Raw genomic sequence first — 18,168 nt, 5'->3', positions numbered from 1 at the left:
CCATGTCTGAGTCACACAAGACGGACAATGCCTCGTCTCACACGCTTCTGGAAGGGCGGCTCGGGTATCACCTCGAGTCCGCCCTTCTGGTGCGTGCGCTGACCCATCGTTCGTACGCGTACGAGAACGGCGGCCTGCCGACGAACGAGCGTCTGGAGTTCCTCGGGGACTCCGTGCTCGGCCTCGTCGTCACGGACACGCTGTACCGCACCCACCCCGACCTCCCGGAAGGCCAGTTGGCCAAGCTCCGGGCCGCGGTGGTCAATTCTCGTGCGCTGGCGGAGGTGGGCCGCGGCCTCGAACTCGGCTCCTTCATCCGGCTCGGCCGGGGCGAAGAGGGCACGGGAGGCCGGGACAAGGCATCCATCCTCGCCGACACCCTGGAAGCGGTGATCGGCGCGGTCTATCTCGACCAGGGTCTGGACGCCGCTTCCGAGCTGGTGCACCGGCTCTTCGATCCGCTGATCGAGAAGTCGTCCAGTCTCGGCGCCGGTCTGGACTGGAAGACCAGTCTCCAGGAGCTCACCGCGGCCGAGGGGCTCGGGGTTCCCGAGTACCTGGTCACGGAGACGGGCCCGGACCACGAGAAGACCTTCACTGCTGCCGCCCGCGTCGGTGGTGTCTCGTACGGCACCGGCACCGGCCGCAGCAAGAAGGAAGCGGAACAGCAGGCGGCGGAGTCCGCATGGCGCGCGATCAGCGCGGCGGCGGCGGAGCGCGAGGCAGCGGCGAAGGCCGAGGCCGAGGCGGTTCCGGCTCCCCAGCCGGACGACGAGAACTCGTCGCAGGTCGCCTGACCCCGTTTGACCAGCAGCAGTACGTCCGGCCCCGGTGGCGCCCCTCGCAGGGCGGCGCCGGGGCCGGACGTGTACCCGAACACCGTGACAGGAGTACCGCCGTGCCCGAGCTGCCCGAAGTGGAAGTCGTACGCCGAGGTCTGGAGCGGTGGGTCGCCGACCGCACGGTGGCCGAGGTCGAGGTGCTGCATCCGCGTGCGGTGCGCCGCCACCTCGCCGGCGGCGAGGACTTCGCGCAGCGGCTGCGCGGGCACCGGATGGGAGCCGCGCGGCGCCGCGGCAAGTACCTGTGGCTGCCGCTGGACGACGCGCCGCTCGCGGTCCTCGGGCACCTCGGAATGAGCGGCCAGTTGCTGGTCCGGCCCGAGGAGGCCGCCGACGAGAAGCACCTGCGGGTGCGCGTGCGCTTCGCCGACGGGCTCGGTACGGAGCTGCGCTTCGTCGACCAGCGCACCTTCGGCGGACTCTCGCTGCACGACACCACCGCCGACGGCCTCCCCGACGTCATCGGGCACATCGCCCGCGACCCCCTCGACGAGGCCTTCGACGACGACGCCTTCCACACGGCGCTGCGGCTGCGGCGAACGACGATCAAGCGGGCGCTGCTCGACCAGTCGCTGATCAGCGGTGTCGGGAACATCTACGCGGACGAGGCGCTGTGGCGCTCGCGCCTGCACTACGACCGCCCCACCGCGTCCATGACCCGCCCGCGCTCGGCGGAACTCCTCGGCCACGTCCGGGACGTGATGACCGCGGCGCTCGCCGTCGGCGGCACCAGCTTCGACAGTCTGTACGTCAACGTGAACGGCGAATCGGGTTACTTCGACCGCTCGCTCGACGCGTACGGGCGCGAGGGCCTGCCGTGCGGCCGGTGCGGCACTCCGATGCGGCGCCGGCCGTGGATGAACCGGTCGAGCTACTTCTGCCCCAAGTGCCAGCGTCCGCCGAGGGTGGTCACCGCGCGGTAGCGGGACGGGGCTTGCCGGTGGTGCGGACCAGTGTGCGGTCGATGCTCCGTTGATCCGCCGTGTCCGCACAGGGAGTCACGATGTCCGAGGCCTGCACGACGCCCGGACTCTTCGCGCGGGAGGCCGTCGTCCTCCATGCCAAGCCCGGTTCGCCCGGCCCGCCACTGACAGCGACCGGCGGAACGGTCCGCGAATTCCGGCGGCCGGAATCCCCGGCGGCCGGAGTCCCCGGGGTCACGGGCCCCGATGGTCACCAGCCCGGTGGGGGTCGGTCAGAAACCGAAGTCCTGGGTCCACCACGGGCCGCCGTCGGCCATGTGCACGCCGACGCCCAGGGTCGTGTACTCGCAGTTCAGGATGTTCTTGCGGTGGCCTTCGCTCTTCATCCAGGCGTCCATCACGGCCTGGGCGTCGGCCTGGCCGCGGGCGATGTTCTCGCCGCCGAGGTCCTTGATGCCCGCCTTCGCGGCGCGGTCCCACGGAGTCGCGCCGTCCGGGTCGGTGTGGTCGAAGAAGCCGCGGGCCGCCATGTCGCGGCTGAAGCCGGCGGCGAGCGTGGCCAGGCCGGTGTCCGGGCGCAGCGGGCGGCAGCCCGCCTTCGCGCGTTCCTGGTTGACCAGGGAGAGCACGGCCGCCGCCGCGTCGTTCGCGGAGGAGGGGGCCTTGCGCGGTTGCGGGGCGGCCGGGGTGGCGGCGGGTGTGTGCGTCTGTGGACGCTGCGCCGCCGCGGACCGGGCAGCCTTCGCGGTGTCCGTCTTCGCGGTGTCCGGCTTCGTCTGCTGCTGCGAATCGGCGTCCGGCTCCGGCGTCGCGCCGACCGGGTTCGAGCGCTGCGGGGAGGGGGTCTGCGAGGGGGCCTGCGGCCGGTCCGCCCCGGGCGTCGCAGCCGGGGCCGGGGCCCGGTCCGCCGGGGTCGCGGTGGCACCGCCCTGCGCCTTGAGGTCCACCGCGCCGCCCGCGGTCACCCGGTCGCCGGAGCCGTTGCCGCCGCCGCCGAGGGTGTAGTTGTCACTGCCGGGGAGGATGCCGGACGCCACGGCCACGGCGCCGAAGGCCAAGGCCGCGGAGACACCGAGAAGGCCGGTGCGCACCGGTGCGGGGCGCTTCTTCCGGTGGCCGCCGTGGTTGCCGCCGGCCGTTCCGTCCGCGAACTCAGCGGCGTCGGACCCGGCGGCAGTGCGTCGATGGCGTCCCATCTGCTGTGCCTTCCTCAGAAACTCGACGGTCCATGTGTTCACCCATAAGGATGAGGCTCATTGCGTCGGGACTGTACGGCATGACGGGTGGGGGCGAAGTGCCGCTTGGGCAATTGGCCGGTTAGCGTGCAGTCATGAACGAAGACGCACGGCCCGACGCACGGCTCACCGCATGGGTGCGCGGTCGGGTACAGGGAGTGGGCTTTCGCTGGTTCACCAGGGCAAACGCTTTGCAGATCGGCGACCTCGAAGGCTTCGCGCTCAATCTCGACGACGGCCGCGTGCAGGTGGTCGCCGAGGGTCCCCGTGAGCAGTGCCACCGCCTGCTGGAGTGGCTGCGCTCGGACGACACTCCCGGCCGGGTCGACGGTGTCACTGAGATATGGAGCACACCTCGTGGGGGGTACACCGGCTTCGCCATCCGCTGATCCGCCGCGCCCCGGACCCGTCGGGCCGGGGCGCGAAGACGTGCCCCTGGCATGTGCGTTCGGCAGAAAGGCCCTGGTGGTTGCCAGAAACGGGTAGTCATGGAAGGCTGCCCGTACAAGGATGATCTCCGCGCCCTCAGGGCCCCGCAGAGAGTGCGTCGCCGTCGGTCCCCGTGCCGCAGACGGCCGAACGCCCCCGGGTCGCCCATCGATACGGGCTGTGATCGTGTTGACCGTCAAACTTTTTGGTGAGACTCTGGAATCCCCGCGCACCTTAGCTGTTTGGCAGCGAGAACCGCAGTGAAACAACAGCACTGCCAAGCACCGCGGGTGCGATTCCCTCACGACCCAACCGCTCCCGGTCGGTCACTCAGTGTGGAGGACCACTCATCATGGCAAAGGCGCTTCTCGGTTACGTCGGCGGCTCCGACCCGCGACTCCTCGCCGAGATGCGACGGCTTCAGCAGCGTGTCCAGGATCTCGAGTCCGAGCTCAACCGGATTCAGAACGAGAACGACACGCTCACCGCCGCCGCTCAGCACCGCGGAGACTCTTCCGTGCTCGACGAGGACTTCGAAAGGGACGTCCCGCGCGCGGAGCCCGCACTCACCTGATTCCGCAGTCGCCGTCGCAGGCCGACACCTGCGCGGTTTCCCGGTTTCTGCGAGGGACGTCTTTTCCGGCGTCCCTTCTGCCTTTCGTCGACCTCTGTCGATCTTTCGTCGCCTTCGGTCGACCTCCCGGCCACACCCCGTTTTCCTCACGTCTGATGTGCCCTGCACATTCATCGGTGAAACCGGGACGGCCCGGCGAGTCCGGTGGATGATCGCGACATCCCGGTAAAGTCCGGCTGCGTGCACCTCAAGGCCATGACCCTCCGGGGTTTCAAGTCGTTCGCGTCGGCCACGACGCTCCGTTTCGAGCCCGGCATCACCTGTGTCGTCGGCCCCAACGGTTCGGGCAAGTCCAATGTGGTGGACGCGCTCTCGTGGGTCATGGGCGAGCAGGGCGCCAAGTCCCTGCGCGGCGGCAAGATGGAGGACGTCATCTTCGCCGGCACGACCGGGCGGCCTCCGCTCGGGCGCGCCGAGGTGTCGCTCACCATCGACAACTCCGACGGCGCGCTGCCCATCGAGTACGCCGAGGTCACCATCACGCGGATCATGTTCCGCAACGGCGGCAGCGAGTACCAGATCAACGGCGACACCTGCCGGCTGCTCGACATCCAGGACCTCCTCTCCGACTCCGGCATCGGCCGCGAGATGCACGTCATCGTCGGTCAGGGGCAGCTCGACTCCGTCCTGCACGCCGACCCGACGGGCCGCCGCGCCTTCATCGAGGAGGCGGCCGGCGTCCTCAAGCACCGCAAGCGCAAGGAGAAGGCGCTGCGGAAGCTGGAGGCGATGAAGGCCAACCTGGCCCGCGTCGAGGACCTCACCGGCGAGCTCCGCCGCCAGCTCAAGCCGCTCGGCCGTCAGGCCGCCGTCGCCCGGCGGGCCGCCGTGATCCAGGCCGACCTCCGTGACGTACGACTGCGGCTCCTCGCCGACGACCTGGTACGGATGCAGGAGGCGCTCGGCGCCGAGATCGCCGACGAGACAGCGCTCAAGGCCCGCAAGGAGGCCGCCGGGGCCCAGCTCGAGGCCGCGCTCCAGCGGGAGGCCGAGCTGGAGGAGGAGGTGCGCAGGCTCGCGCCCCGGCTCCAGCGGGCGCAGCAGGCCTGGTACGAGCTGTCCCGGTTCGCCGAGCGGGTGCGCGGCACGGTCTCGCTCGCCGACGCCCGCGTGACCAGCGCGAACGCCGCTCCCGTCGAGGAGCGCCGGGGCCGCGACCCCGAGGACATGGAGCGCGAGGCCGCCCGCGTCCGCGAGCAGGAGGCCGAGTTGACGGCCGCTCTGGAGACGGCGCGGCACGCCCTGGACAACACCGTCGAGCACCGCGCCGAGCTGGAGCGCGGCCTCGCGGCGGAGGAACGCAGGCTGAAGGACCTCGCCCGGGCCGTCGCCGACCGGCGGGAGGGGCTGGCCCGGCTGCGCGGGCAGGTCGACGCGGCCCGCAGCCGGGCCGGCTCCGCGCGGGCCGAGATCGACCGGCTCGCCGAGGCCCGCGACGCGGCGCAGCAGCGGGCGGACGCGGCCCAGGAGGAGTACGAGCAGCTCAGGGCGGAGGTCGAAGGACTGGACGCGGGTGACGCGGAGCTGGCCGTGCGGCACGACGCCGCCCGGCGCGAACTGGCCGGGGCGGAAGCCGAGTTGGGTGACGTGCGGGAGGAGCTGACGGCGGCCGAGCGCGAGCGGGCCGCCACCTCCGCCCGCCGGGAGGCCCTGGCGCTCGGGCTGCGCCGCAAGGACGGCACGGGCGCGCTGCTCGGCGCGGGGGAGTCCCTGACCGGGCTGCTGGGGCCTGCGGCGGAGCTGCTGACGGTCGTCCCGGGGTACGAGGTGCAGGTCGCCGCGGCGCTCGGGGCGGCGGCCGACGCGGTCGCGGTGCGCGGCCCCGGGGCCGCCGCCGAGGCGATCCGGCTGCTGCGCAAGCAGGACGCGGGACGGGCGGCGCTGCTGCTGGCCGGTGAGCCGGGGGAGGCCGCCGAGGGCGAGGCCCCCGCGCCGTACGCCGTGGAATTCGTACGGGGGCCCGAGGAGCTCATGGGAGCCGTGCGGCGGCTGCTGCGCGGGACGGTGGTCGTCGGAACGCTGGAGGACGCCGAGGACCTGCTCTGCGCGCAACCGGGGCTGACCGCCGTCACCGCAGAGGGCGACGTGCTCGGGGCGCACTTCGCGCAGGGCGGTTCGGCGGGCGCGCCGAGCCTGCTGGAGGTGCAGGCGTCCGTGGACGAGGCGGACGCGGAGCTGGCGGAGCTGGCCGTGCGGTGCGCGGAGCTGGCCGGCCGGCAGACGGCGGCCAAGGAGCGCAGGGCCCGGTGCGCGGCCCTGGCGGAGGAGCTGGGGGAGGCGCGGCGGGCCGGGGACCGGGAGCGGTCGGCGGTGGCGCAGCGGCTGGGGCGGCTCGCCGGGCAGGCGCGCGGCGCTTCGGGGGAGGCCGAGCGGTCGGCCGCCGCGGCGGCCGGGGCGCAGGAGGCGCTGGAGCGGGCCGTCGGGGAGGCCGAGGAACTGGCGGAGCGGCTCGCGGTGGCCGAGGAGGCGCCGGTGGAGGAGGAGCCGGACACCGCGACGCGGGACCGGCTCGCGGCGGACGGGGCGAACGCCCGGCAGACCGAGATGGAGGCCAGGCTTCAGGTCCGTACGCACGAGGAGCGCGTGCAGGGCCTGGCAGGGCGGGCCGACGCGCTCGACCGGGGCGCCCGCGCCGAGCGCGAGGCCAGGGCGCGGGCCGAGCGGCGCAGGGCCCGGATGCGCTACGAGGCGCGGGTGGCGGCGGCGGTCGCGGCCGGCGCCCGGCAGTTGCTGGCGCACGCCGAGGTCTCCCTCGTACGGGCGGACGAGGAGCGGTCGGTCGCGGAAGCGGCGAAGGCGGAGTGGGAGAAGGAGCTCGCGGCGGAGCGGGTGCGCGGGCGGGAGCTGAAGCAGGAACTCGACAAGCTCACCGATTCGGTTCACCGCGGCGAGGTACTCGGAGCGGAGAAGCGGCTGCGGATCGAGCAGCTCGAGACGAGGGCCCTGGAGGAGTTGGGCGTGGAGCCGGCGGCGCTGGTGGGCGAGTACGGGCCGGAGCAGCCCGTGCCGCCGTCGCCCGCGGTCGACGGCGAGGAGCTGCCCGAGGACCCGGAGCACCCGCGCAACCTGCCCAGGCCCTTCGTCAGGGCGGAGCAGGAGAAGCGGCTGAAGGCCGCCGAACGGGCGTATCAGCAGCTCGGAAAGGTGAACCCGCTCGCTCTTGAGGAGTTCGCGGCGCTGGAGGAGCGGCACCAGTTCCTCTCCGAGCAGTTGGAGGACCTCAAGCGGACCCGGGCCGACCTCCTCCAGGTGGTCAAGGAGGTGGACGAGCGGGTGGAGCAGGTCTTCACCGAGGCGTACCGGGACACGGCGCGCGAGTTCGAGGGCGTCTTCGCCCGGCTGTTCCCGGGCGGCGAGGGACGGCTGGTCCTGACCGATCCCGACAACATGCTGACCTCGGGGGTCGACGTGGAGGCGCGGCCGCCGGGGAAGAAGGTGAAGCGATTGTCGCTCCTGTCCGGCGGCGAGCGCTCGCTCACCGCGGTCGCGCTGCTGGTGTCGATCTTCAAGGCGAGGCCCAGCCCCTTCTACGTGATGGACGAGGTGGAGGCGGCGCTCGACGACACGAACCTCCAGCGATTGATTCGGATCATGAAGGAGCTCCAGGAGAGTTCCCAGCTCATCGTCATCACCCACCAGAAGCGGACCATGGAGGTGGCGGACGCGCTCTACGGCGTCTCGATGCAGGGCGACGGGGTGTCGAAGGTGATCAGCCAGCGGCTGCGCTGAGCTCGCGCGGCTCCGTGTTCCCCGGGGACACACCCCGCCACTTGCTTCAAAGGGTGAAGGAATACGATCTCCTTTGTTCCTTTTGGATTCAAGTAGCGACAACCGGCTACAAGAAGCTTCGAGTGGTGGACAGCGTGCAGGTGTGCGCCACTGGAAGTCCCCTTGACGAGCCTGCCCCCACGGACACGCCCGGCGACGAGGCCGGGCCCAGGAGTTCACGTGACCAGCACAGCGAAGACCCCATCGGCGTCCTCCGCCGGCCAGCCGGCCCCGGACCACCTCGGGCACGTCATCTTCATCACCGCCGCCGCCGCGATGGGCGGCTTCCTCTTCGGTTACGACAGCTCGGTGATCAACGGCGCCACCAAGGCCATCGGCGCCAAGTACGACATCGGGGCGGGCACCCTCGGGCAGGTCATCGCCGTCGCCCTGATCGGCTGTGCGATCGGCGCCGCGATCGCCGGCCGCATCGCCGACCGGATCGGCCGCATCCGGGTCATGCAGATCGCCGCCGTGCTCTTCACCATCAGCGCCGTGGGCTCCGCCCTGCCCTTCGCGCTGTGGGACCTCACCATGTGGCGCTTCCTCGGCGGCATCGCGATCGGCATGGCCTCGGTGATCGGCCCGGCGTACATCGCGGAGGTCGCCCCGCCCGCCTACCGCGGCCGGCTCGGCTCCTTCCAGCAGGGCGCGATCGTGCTGGGCATCGCGATCTCCCAGCTCGTCAACTGGGGCATCCTCAACTGGGCGGGCGGCGACGACCGGCACAAGGTCTTCGCCGGGCTCGAGGCCTGGCAGGTGATGCTCGGCGTCATGGTGGTCCCCGCCGTGATCTACGGCCTGCTGTCCTTCGCCATCCCCGAGTCCCCGCGCTTCCTGATCTCCGTCGGCAAGGTCGACCGGGCAAAGAAGATCCTGACCGAGGTCGAGGGCGAGGGCATCGACCTGGACGCCCGCGTCGCCGAGATCAAGCACGGCATGCGCAGCGAGCACAAGTCGTCCTTCAAGGACCTGCTGGGCAGCAGGTTCGGCTTCCTGCCGATCGTCTGGGTCGGCATCGGCCTCTCGGTCTTCCAGCAGCTCGTCGGCATCAACGTCGCCTTCTACTACTCGGCGACGCTGTGGCAGTCCGTGGGCATCGACCCGAGCCAGTCGTTCTTCTACTCGTTCACCACGTCGATCATCAACATCATCGGCACCGTGATCGCGATGATCTTCGTCGACCGGATCGGCCGCAAGCCGCTCGCGCTGATCGGTTCGGCCGGCATGACGATCGCCCTCGCCTTCGAGGCCTGGGCCTTCTCGGCCGACATGGTGAACGGCAAGCTGCCCGACACCCAGGGCATGGTGGCCCTGATCGCCGCCCACGTCTTCGTGCTCTTCTTCGCCCTGTCGTGGGGCGTCGTGGTCTGGGTCTTCCTCGGCGAGATGTTCCCCAACCGGCTGCGCGCCGCCGCCCTCGGCGTGGCCGCGGCCGCCCAGTGGATCGCCAACTGGGCGATCACCGCGAGCTTCCCCAGCCTGTCGGAGTGGAACCTCTCCGGGACGTACGTCATCTACACGGTCTTCGCGGCCCTCTCCATCCCCTTCGTGCTCAAGTTCGTGAAGGAGACCAAGGGCAAGAAGCTGGAGGACATGGGCTGAGGCTCAGTCCCCCGCCGCTGCCCCGCTCCGCTCCGCGAGCCGGGGCAGCACCCGTTCGCAGAACAGCCGCAGGCTCTCCCGCCCCTCCTCCACCGGCATCCCCCCGCACAGCGGATGCAGCACCAGGCTCCGGGCGTCCAGTGCCGCGCACTGCTCCGGCGTCAGGATCCGGTACACCCCCTCGGCGCGCAGCTCCTCGACGGTGCTCGCGGTGGAACGCACCGCCGAACGGACGTCCTGGGACCGCTGCCAGGAGGCGTACGTCCGGGCCTCGTGCAGGAAGTGCCCGCCGTACGTCGCCCAGGCGCGCTCCGGGTCCTCGCTGAGGTGCAGCAGCGGTGTCTCGGCCTCCGGCATCAGGCAGAAGCCCTGCGTGCCGTGCTCGGCGCACTGCTGCTCGTAGTACGCCTGGAGCTCCGGCAGGTGCGCGCTCGGAAAGAACGGCAGCCCCAGCCGGGCCGCCCGCCGGGCCGCCGCCCGGGAGCTGCCGCCGACCAGCAGCGTCGGACGGGGCCGGGTGTACGGACGCGGGGTGACCCGCACGGTCCGGCCCCGGAAGACGAACGGCTCGCCCGACCAGGCCTTCAGCAGGGTCTCCAGCAGCTCGTCCTGGAGCTTGCCGCGCCTGCCCCACTCGGCGCCCAGTTGCTCGTACTCCTCGGGCCGGTAGCCGATCCCCGCGACGGTGACCAGGCGGCCGCCGCTGAGCAGGTCCAGGACGGCGATGTCCTCGGCCAGGCGCAGCGGATCGTACAGCGGGCCGATGATCGCGGAGACGGTGACCGCGATGCGCCGCGTCGCGCCGAAGACCGCGCCCGCGAAGGCCAGGGGCGAGGGCAGCCAGCCGTTGGCGGCGCCGTGGTGCTCCTCCGTCTGGACCGTGTCGACGCCGTGCTCGTCGGCGTACGCGGCCATCTCCAGCGCGGCGCGGTAGCGCGCGGACAGCGACGCCGGGGACGCGTCGGGATCGACCAGGTTGAACCGGACCACTGAGAACGCCATGACGCGAGAATCCCCCTCCACCGGTGGAGGGGGACCTTAACTGACGGGATGTCAGATGGACAGGGTCTCGCGGGTTTCCACCGGCGTGTCGGACGCGGGCCTCTGCCGCGGCAGCACCGCGTACAGAGCGGCGGCGACCAGGATCGTGACGACCCAGCCGAGGCCGTTCGCGCCGAGCCAGGTGGTGGCCAGCGGGCCGGTGAACCAGTCGACCTTGGTGAAGAGCAGGCCCACCACCAGGGCCACGCCCCAGGCCGCCATCGCGGTCCAGGCGAAGCCGCCCCGGTACCAGTAGGCGCTGGTGCGCGTGGTGTCCATCAGGGCCTCGCCGTCGTACGACGTACGCGTGAACATGTCCACGCCGAAGACGCCGATCCACGCCGAGAACGCCACCGCGAGCAGCGTCAGGAAGGAGATGAACGAGCCGATGAAGCTGGTCGCCACCACCATCAGCAGGAAGCCGAAGATCAGGCTGATGATCGCGTTGACGCTGACCGCCCAGGCGCGCGGCACCTTGATGCCGAGGGTCTGCGCGGTGAAACCGGCCGAGTACATCGACATCGAGTTGATCAGCAGCATCCCGATCAGCGCGATGACCAGGTACGGGACCGAGATCCAGGCCGGCAGCAGCTCACCGATGAAGGACACCGGGTCCTGCGCCTTCGCCAGGTCCGGGGTGGAGACCGCCATGACCGCGCCCATCAGGACCATCGGCAGCACCACGATGCCCGCGCCGCCGATCGACGCGCCGACCATGCCCTTGGGGGAGGCGGTGCGCGGCAGGTAGCGGGTGAAGTCGGGGCCCGAGGGGACCCAGCTGATGCCGCCCGCGGCGATCGTGCCGATACCGGCGATCAGCATCGCGGTGGAGCCGGCGGGCTTGGCGAAGACGGAGGCCCAGTCGGTGTTGGCGATCAGGTAGACCAGCACCAGGACGCTGAAGACGCCGAAGAGGTACGTCGACCACTTCTGGCACACGCGCAGCGCGTTGATGCCCAGGCCCGACACGACGAAGGTGCACGTCACGAAGAGCAGCAGGGTGATGACGACCAGCGTGGTGCTGCTCTGCACGCCGAAGAGCAGATCGAGCACCGTCAGCACGGCGTACGCGCCGGTCACCGCGTTGATGGTCTCCCAGCCCCAGCGGGCCACCCAGATCAGCGAACCGGGGAAGAGGTTGCCGCGCTGGCCGAAGACCGCGCGGGAGAGCGCCATGCCGGGGGAGCCGCCGCGCTTGCCCGCGATCGAGATCAGCCCGACCAGACCGTACGAGACGACCGGCGCGGTGACCGAGACGACCAGCACCTGCCAGAAGTTCAGGCCGTTGAAGACGATCAGGCCCGCGCCCATGGTGAGCAGCAGCACGCTGATGTTGGCGGCGACCCAGGTCGGGAAGAGCTCGCCGACCCGGCCGGTGCGCTCGTTGTCGGGGACGGGTTCCAGACCGCGGGTCTCGACCGTGCCCTCGTTGCCCTCGGCAGGAGGATTTTCTGCGGTGGTGCTCATGGTGGGGGGTCCATGCCTCTCGCTCGGCACGCCACGTTGCGGGCCGGTGGGGGAGTGATCGTGAGGACTCTACGCGCGTTGACACGAGTGAGGCCATCGTACTTTGACCCGACTGCGCCCCTGAAATGGGGTATGTCGCTTGGAGGAAGCCACGACGCGGCCCTCGGGCGGACGCGTGGCCGATACTGGTGGGGTTATGGACATCCTCATCCTTGCCGTAGTCATCGCCCTGGTCGCGGTCGGCGCGATCAGCGGGCTCGTGGTCGGCAGCCGCAAGAAGAAGCAGCTGCCGCCCTCGGCGCCGCCGAGCACGCCGACCATCACTGCCCCGCCCGCCGAACCTCAGGTCGGTGAGGACGCCGCTCCGCCGAAGGACGAAGCGCGCCGCACCATCGAGGAGGTCGACCTCCCCGACGCGCCCGTCGTCGAGGAGCCGGTCGTCGTGCCGGAGCCCGAGGCTCCCGCGCTCGACGTCCCCGAGCCCACCGCCGGCCGCCTGGTCCGCCTGCGCGCCCGGCTCGCCCGCTCCCAGAACTCCCTGGGCAAGGGCCTGCTGACCCTGCTCTCCCGGGACAACCTCGACGAGGACACCTGGGAGGAGATCGAGGACACCCTCCTCACCGCCGACGTCGGCGTCGCCCCCACCCAGGAGCTCGTCGAGCGCCTGCGCGAGCGCGTCCGCGTGCTCGGCACCCGCACCCCCGACGAACTGCGCACCCTGCTCCGCGAGGAGCTGCTCCACCTCGTCGGCACCGACTTCGACCGCGCCGTCAAGACCGAGAGCGGCGTCGACACCCCCGGCGTCGTCATGGTCGTCGGCGTCAACGGCACCGGCAAGACCACCACCACCGGCAAGCTCGCCCGCGTCCTGGTGGCCGACGGCCGCTCGGTCGTGCTCGGCGCCGCCGACACCTTCCGCGCCGCCGCCGCCGACCAGCTCCAGACCTGGGGCGACCGCGTCGGCGCCCGTACGGTCCGCGGCCCCGAGGGCGGCGACCCGGCGTCGATCGCCTTCGACGCCGTCAAGGAGGGCATCGCCGAGGGCGCGGACGTCGTGCTCATCGACACCGCGGGCCGCCTGCACACCAAGACCGGCCTCATGGACGAGCTCGGCAAGGTCAAGCGCGTCGTGGAGAAGCACGGCCCGCTGGACGAGGTGCTGCTGGTCCTGGACGCCACCACCGGGCAGAACGGCCTGGTGCAGGCGCGGGTGTTCGCCGAGGTCGTGGACATCACCGGCATCGTCCTCACCAAGCTCGACGGCACCGCCAAGGGCGGCATCGTCGTCGCCGTCCAGCGCGAGCTGGGCGTGCCCGTGAAGCTCGTGGGCCTCGGCGAGGGCGCGGACGACCTGGCTCCGTTCGAGCCCGAGGCCTTCGTGGACGCGCTCATCGGGGACTGACGCGGGCGCGCACCGGGGAGCGTTCCCCGGTGCGCACGGAGAAGGGCCCCACCGCATGGTGCAGATGCGGTGGGGCCCTTCGGCTCCGGTGCGTACGGCCCCCGGGCCGTCCGCGGTACGGCCCTCAGGCCAGATGCCGGTGGCAGATGTACGCCAGCGTGCCCAGCAGGAGGCGCGCCTGCGGCGGCTTGGTCGCGGTGTCCAGGGACGGCGGACGCAGCCACTGGACGTGCCCCAGGCCCGCGTGGTCCGAGGGGGGCGCGGTCAGGTACGAGCCCGGGCCCAGACAGCGCAGGTCCAGCTCCGCGTCGTCCCAGCCCATCCGGTACAGCAGTTCCGGCAGCGCCGCCGCGGCGCCCGGCGCCACGAAGAAGTGCGCCCGCCCGTCCGGCGTCACGCTCACCGGGCCCAGCGGCACGCCCATCCGCTCCAGCCGGATCAGCGCCCGGCGGCCCGCCGCCTCCGCCACCTCCAGCACGTCGAAGGTCCGGCCGACCGGGAGCAGCACCGACGCCCCCGGGAACTGCGCCCAGGCCGCCGTGACCTCGTCCAGCGTCGCGCCGGCCGGGACGACCTGCGCGAAGTCGAAGGGGTGGGCGCCGGGCGCCCGGCACAGCGGGTCGCCGCAGGAGCAGACTCCCGCGGCGGCCCTCGGTCCCGGGACCACGTCCCAGCCCCACAGCCCGGTGTACTCCGCCACCGCTGTGCCCTCTGAGGTACGGCTGCGGCGCCGTGTGCCGGAGCGCATGTCCCGGATGCCGCCGATCGTGAAGCCCATGCCCCCTCCAACGGGTCGAGCGCGCCGGTGGTTACGAGGTGGAGCGGAGCGATGACGCTCCGTCGCGTCGGGGGTGCCGTCGATCCGGCCTCGGCGGCGCTCCGGGGCGGCCGGGGTGGTGCGGGGTGATGCGCGCGCTGGGGTGTGCGACGCTCCGCCCTTTCCTGATCGTCCCGCGTCAAGTGAAGCGCGCCTCGCGCGACGGGAGTTCACTCGGAGGGGTGGCGAATGGTGGCGTTTCTGTAAGTGCCCTCGCTAGAGGGGTGATCGTAGGATTACTTTCAGTGCATGAACCCCGACGGTGCGCGCACTCATGGGTATGCCGGGGGCAAGCCGGATTCCCGTTCGAAGGGGCGCATTGCGGGGACACGGGACGTCAACCCAGGGCATTGTGCAAGGGGTTGCGTTCCGGCGGTCGTGGTGGATACGGAGCCGATGCAGGGCATGGATGCGGCAGGAATCCCGGAGTGCGGTGTGCGGCCCGCTCCGGACGACGGACGACGGATGGGGGGCGTTCCCGTGGGCGGCAGCAGCGCCGGTGCAGGAAACGCTGGAAAGCGCCCGAACGAGCAGCTCGGCTCGTGGTTCGCACGCAGCGGCTGGTCCAAGGGCGAACTGGCGCGCCAGGTCAACCGCCGCGCACGGCAGATGGGCGCCCACCACATCAGCACCGACACCTCCCGGGTGCGCCGCTGGCTGGACGGGGAGAACCCGCGCGAACCCATCCCGCGCATCCTCTCCGAGCTGTTCTCCGAGCGCTTCGGCGCCGTCGTCGCCATCGAGGACCTCGGGCTGCGCGCCGCACACCGGTCGCCGTCCGTGTCCGGAGTGGACCTGCCGTGGGCCGGGCCGCAGACCGTGTCGCTGCTCAGCGAGTTCTCCCGCAGCGACCTGATGCTCGCCCGGCGCGGCTTCCTCGGCTCCTCGCTCGCCCTGTCCGCGGGGCCCGCGCTGATCGAGCCGATGCAGCGCTGGCTGGTGCCCTCGCCGGCCGGCGACCCGGGACCCGCCGAGACCGCGGGAGCGTCCCGGCGGCCGTCCCGGCTGTCTGAGCCCGAGCTCAGGCTGCTGGAGGAGACCACCAAGATGTTCCGCCAGTGGGACGCCCAGTGCGGCGGCGGACTGCGCCGCAAGGCCGTCGTCGGCCAGCTCCACGAGGTCACCGACCTGCTCCAGGAGCCGCAGCCCGGCATCACCTCCAAGCGGCTCTTCCGCTGCGCCGCCGAACTGGCCGAGCTGGCCGGCTGGATGAGCTACGACATCGGGCTCCAGCCCACCGCCCAGAAGTACTTCGTGCTGGCCCTGCACGCCGCCAAGGAGGCGGGCGACAAGCCGCTGGGTTCGTACGTGCTCTCCAGCATGAGCCGCCAGATGATCCACCTCGGCCGCCCCGACGACGCGCTGGAACTCATCCACCTCGCCCAGTACGGCAGCCGCGAATGCGCCACCGCCCGCACCCAGGCCATGCTGTACGCGATGGAGGCGCGGGCGTACGCCAACATGGGCCAGCCCAGCAAGTGCAAGCGGGCCGTCCGGATGGCCGAGGACACCTTCGCCGACGCGGGCCTGGACGACGAGCAGGACCCCGACTGGATCACCTTCTTCTCCGAGGCCGAACTCAACGGCGAGAACTCGCACTCCTACCGCGACCTCGCCTACGTCGCCGGACGCAGTCCCACCTACGCCTCGCTCGCCGAACCGGTCATGGAGCGGGCCGTGCAGCTCTTCGAGAAGGACGCCGAGCACCAGCGTTCGTACGCCCTCAACCTGGTCGGCATGGCCACCGTGCACCTGCTCAAGCGGGAGCCCGAGCAGGCCGTCTCGTACTCCGAGCGGGCGCTGGAGGTCGCCGGGAGGATCCGTTCCGAACGGGTCAACAACCGGCTGCGCAAGACCGTCGAGGGCGCGGTGCGCGAATTCGGCGACGTGGCCGAAGTCCACGACCTGACCGATCAGTTGGGGGCGAAGCTCCCCGAAGCCCTGGAGGCGGTCTAGGCCCCTTCGAGGGCCCCCGGAACCCGGCCGCGACAGCCACCCCGTGAAGCCCGACTCGGCTCCCCCACGCCAGGTCAACCGGGTCGCTGTCGCGGTCGGCCCCTGTCCGGGCGGCTGATCGCCGCGTTCATTTCCGCGTAACACGTACGACGTCTTCGTCACCCCGGCGAAACACCCGGCGGCATCCGCCGAAACCGCGCTCCGCCACTCTCAGGGCCCATAACCGGCCACCCCGCACCGGCCGGCCCCGAGACGAGGAGACGCCGATGCCCCCAGGCATCCCGACAGACGCTGTGACTTCAGGGCTTCCCGGGGCGTCACCGGCGGTGACGCTCGCCGCCGAGGCTCCGACGCTGTCCGCAGCCAACACCGGCTTCCTGCTGATCTGTTCCGCCCTGGTGATGCTGATGACGCCGGGCCTCGCCTTCTTCTACGGAGGCATGGTCCGCGTCAAGTCCACCCTCAACATGCTGATGATGAGCTTCATCAGCCTCGGGATCGTCACGATCCTGTGGGTGCTCTTCGGGTTCAGCCTCGCCTTCGGCGACGACATCGGCTCCGTGATCGGCTGGAGCCCGGACTTCGTCGGGCTGAGCGGCATCGGGCTCACCGAACTCTGGGACGGCTACACGATTCCCGTGTACGTCTTCGCCGTCTTCCAGCTCATGTTCGCCGTCCTCACGCCCGCCCTGATCTCCGGTGCGCTGGCGGACCGGGTGAAGTTCACCGCCTGGGCGCTGTTCATCACCCTGTGGGCGGTCGTCGTGTACTTCCCCGTCGCGCACTGGGTGTGGGGCGCCGGCGGCTGGCTCTTCGAGATGGGCGTCATCGACTTCGCGGGCGGCACGGCCGTCCACGTCAACGCGGGTGCGGCGGCCCTCGGCGTGATCCTGGTCATCGGCAGGCGGATCGGCTTCCGGAAGGACCCGATGCGGCCGCACAGCCTGCCGCTGGTGATGCTCGGCGCGGGGCTGCTGTGGTTCGGCTGGTTCGGCTTCAACGCCGGCTCCTGGCTGGGCAACGACGACGGCGTGGGCGCGGTCATGTTCGTCAACACCCAGGTCGCCACGGCGGCGGCGATGCTGGCCTGGCTGGCGTACGAGAAGATCCGGCACGGCGCGTTCACCACGCTGGGCGCGGCCTCGGGCGCGGTGGCCGGTCTGGTCGCGATCACCCCCTCCGGCGGCTCCGTCTCCCCGCTCGGCGCGATCGCCGTCGGTGCCGTCGCCGGGGTGGTCTGCGCGATGGCCGTGGGGCTGAAGTACAAGCTGGGGTACGACGACTCCCTGGACGTCATCGGCGTCCACCTGGTCGGCGGGGTGCTCGGCTCGCTGCTGGTCGGCCTCTTCGCCACCGGCGGGGTCCAGTCCGAGGCCAAGGGCCTCTTCTACGGCGGCGGCCTCGAACAGCTCGGCAAGCAGGCCGTGGGCGTCTTCGCCGTCCTCGCCTACTCCCTGCTGGTCTCGGCGCTCCTCGCGTTCCTCGTCGACAAGGCGATGGGCATGCGGGTCGAGGAGGACGTCGAGATCTCCGGCATCGACCAGACCGAACACGCCGAGACGGCGTACGACTTCACGGGAGCGGGCGGCGGCACGGCGCCCCGCACTCCGGTCCCGGGCCCGATCGCAGGAGCGAGCAAGAAGGTGGACGCATGAAGCTGATCACGGCGGTCGTCAAGCCGCACCGGCTGGACGAGATCAAGGAAGCCCTCCAGGCCTTCGGGGTCCAGGGCCTCACCGTCACCGAGGCCAGCGGCTATGGCCGCCAGCGCGGCCACACCGAGGTCTACCGGGGCGCGGAGTACACCGTCGACCTGGTCCCCAAGATCCGCATCGAGGTGCTGGTCGAGGACGAGGACGCCGAACAGCTGATCGAGGTGGTCGTGAAGGCCGCCCGTACGGGGAAGATCGGCGACGGCAAGGTCTGGAGCGTGCCGGTCGAGACGGCGGTCCGGGTGCGCACGGGCGAGCGGGGGCCGGACGCGCTGTAGGGCCGCAGTGCCGGGCGGGGAGGCCGGCCGGCCTCATGGGCGCGGGCCCGGCGGGGGCA

General features: G+C 71.6%; 14 protein-coding genes. 10 read left to right on the top strand and 4 right to left on the bottom strand.

The window, feature by feature from the left end; translation table 11 throughout:
* Positions 1–2 precede the first annotated feature (2 nt).
* Complete coding sequence (rnc, locus tag ACZ56L_RS28300; protein WP_345228129.1) at positions 3–797, top strand: ribonuclease III; 795 nt, start codon at positions 3–5, stop codon at positions 795–797.
* Between the two features lie 101 nt (positions 798–898).
* The gene (mutM, locus tag ACZ56L_RS28295) at positions 899–1,765 is read left to right on the top strand and encodes a bifunctional DNA-formamidopyrimidine glycosylase/DNA-(apurinic or apyrimidinic site) lyase (protein ID WP_345228126.1); all 867 of its coding nucleotides are present in this window, start codon (positions 899–901) and stop codon (positions 1,763–1,765) included.
* A 272-nt stretch (positions 1,766–2,037) separates the two neighbouring features.
* On the opposite strand, the gene ACZ56L_RS28290 is transcribed toward mutM, so the two are convergent.
* On the bottom strand, positions 2,038–2,961 hold the full coding sequence (locus ACZ56L_RS28290) for a CAP domain-containing protein (RefSeq protein WP_471067157.1): 924 nt from the start codon (positions 2,959–2,961) through the stop codon (positions 2,038–2,040).
* A 134-nt stretch (positions 2,962–3,095) separates the two neighbouring features.
* Here ACZ56L_RS28290 and ACZ56L_RS28285 point away from each other — a divergent pair, with 134 nt between their 5' ends.
* The 4 genes from ACZ56L_RS28285 to ACZ56L_RS28270 all read left to right on the top strand — a co-directional run bounded on the left by ACZ56L_RS28285 (position 3,096) and on the right by ACZ56L_RS28270 (position 9,436).
* The gene (locus ACZ56L_RS28285; RefSeq protein WP_345228124.1) at positions 3,096–3,389 is read left to right on the top strand and encodes an acylphosphatase; all 294 of its coding nucleotides are present in this window, start codon (positions 3,096–3,098) and stop codon (positions 3,387–3,389) included.
* A 392-nt stretch (positions 3,390–3,781) separates the two neighbouring features.
* Entirely contained in the window at positions 3,782–4,003 is a 222-nt protein-coding gene (locus ACZ56L_RS28280) for a hypothetical protein (protein WP_345228123.1), read from the top strand.
* A 240-nt stretch (positions 4,004–4,243) separates the two neighbouring features.
* Positions 4,244–7,792 carry a chromosome segregation protein SMC gene (smc, locus tag ACZ56L_RS28275; RefSeq protein ID WP_471067154.1) on the top strand — a complete coding sequence of 1,183 codons (3,549 nt, stop codon included), beginning with the start codon at positions 4,244–4,246 and terminating at the stop codon, positions 7,790–7,792.
* Between the two features lie 219 nt (positions 7,793–8,011).
* Positions 8,012–9,436, top strand: coding sequence for a sugar porter family MFS transporter (locus ACZ56L_RS28270; protein WP_345228121.1), 1,425 nt, complete (start codon positions 8,012–8,014; stop codon positions 9,434–9,436).
* 3 nt (positions 9,437–9,439) lie between these two features.
* Here the strand turns inward: ACZ56L_RS28270 and ACZ56L_RS28265 are convergent, their stop codons facing one another.
* Complete coding sequence (locus ACZ56L_RS28265; protein ID WP_471067152.1) at positions 9,440–10,438, bottom strand: LLM class flavin-dependent oxidoreductase; 999 nt, start codon at positions 10,436–10,438, stop codon at positions 9,440–9,442.
* 51 nt (positions 10,439–10,489) lie between these two features.
* Positions 10,490–11,944 (bottom strand): cytosine permease, encoded by a 1,455-nt coding sequence (locus tag ACZ56L_RS28260; RefSeq protein ID WP_471067150.1) that lies wholly within the window; start codon positions 11,942–11,944, stop codon positions 10,490–10,492.
* 196 nt (positions 11,945–12,140) lie between these two features.
* Here ACZ56L_RS28260 and ftsY point away from each other — a divergent pair, with 196 nt between their 5' ends.
* A complete protein-coding gene (gene ftsY / locus ACZ56L_RS28255; RefSeq protein ID WP_471067148.1) occupies positions 12,141–13,346 on the top strand; it encodes a signal recognition particle-docking protein FtsY in 1,206 nt (401 codons plus the stop codon).
* Between the two features lie 124 nt (positions 13,347–13,470).
* On the opposite strand, the gene ACZ56L_RS28250 is transcribed toward ftsY, so the two are convergent.
* Entirely contained in the window at positions 13,471–14,124 is a 654-nt protein-coding gene (locus ACZ56L_RS28250; protein ID WP_345228117.1) for a bifunctional DNA primase/polymerase, read from the bottom strand.
* A gap of 519 nt (positions 14,125–14,643) precedes the next feature.
* On the opposite strand from ACZ56L_RS28250, the gene nsdA reads away from it, so the two are divergent.
* From nsdA to ACZ56L_RS28235, 3 genes are all read left to right on the top strand, one after another.
* Positions 14,644–16,119, top strand: coding sequence for a transcriptional repressor NsdA (nsdA, locus tag ACZ56L_RS28245; protein WP_380837819.1), 1,476 nt, complete (start codon positions 14,644–14,646; stop codon positions 16,117–16,119).
* Between the two features lie 266 nt (positions 16,120–16,385).
* On the top strand, positions 16,386–17,774 hold the full coding sequence (locus ACZ56L_RS28240) for an ammonium transporter (protein WP_345228116.1): 1,389 nt from the start codon (positions 16,386–16,388) through the stop codon (positions 17,772–17,774).
* On the top strand, positions 17,771–18,109 hold the full coding sequence (locus tag ACZ56L_RS28235) for a P-II family nitrogen regulator (protein WP_003965965.1): 339 nt from the start codon (positions 17,771–17,773) through the stop codon (positions 18,107–18,109). The genes ACZ56L_RS28240 and ACZ56L_RS28235 overlap by 4 nt, the downstream gene beginning before the upstream one ends.
* Positions 18,110–18,168: the final 59 nt, after the last annotated feature.

Source organism: Streptomyces sp. NPDC039736 (assembly GCF_055596485.1).
The sequence above is the reverse complement of the archived record's forward strand: the minus strand, read 5'-3'. Positions and strand labels throughout refer to the sequence as shown.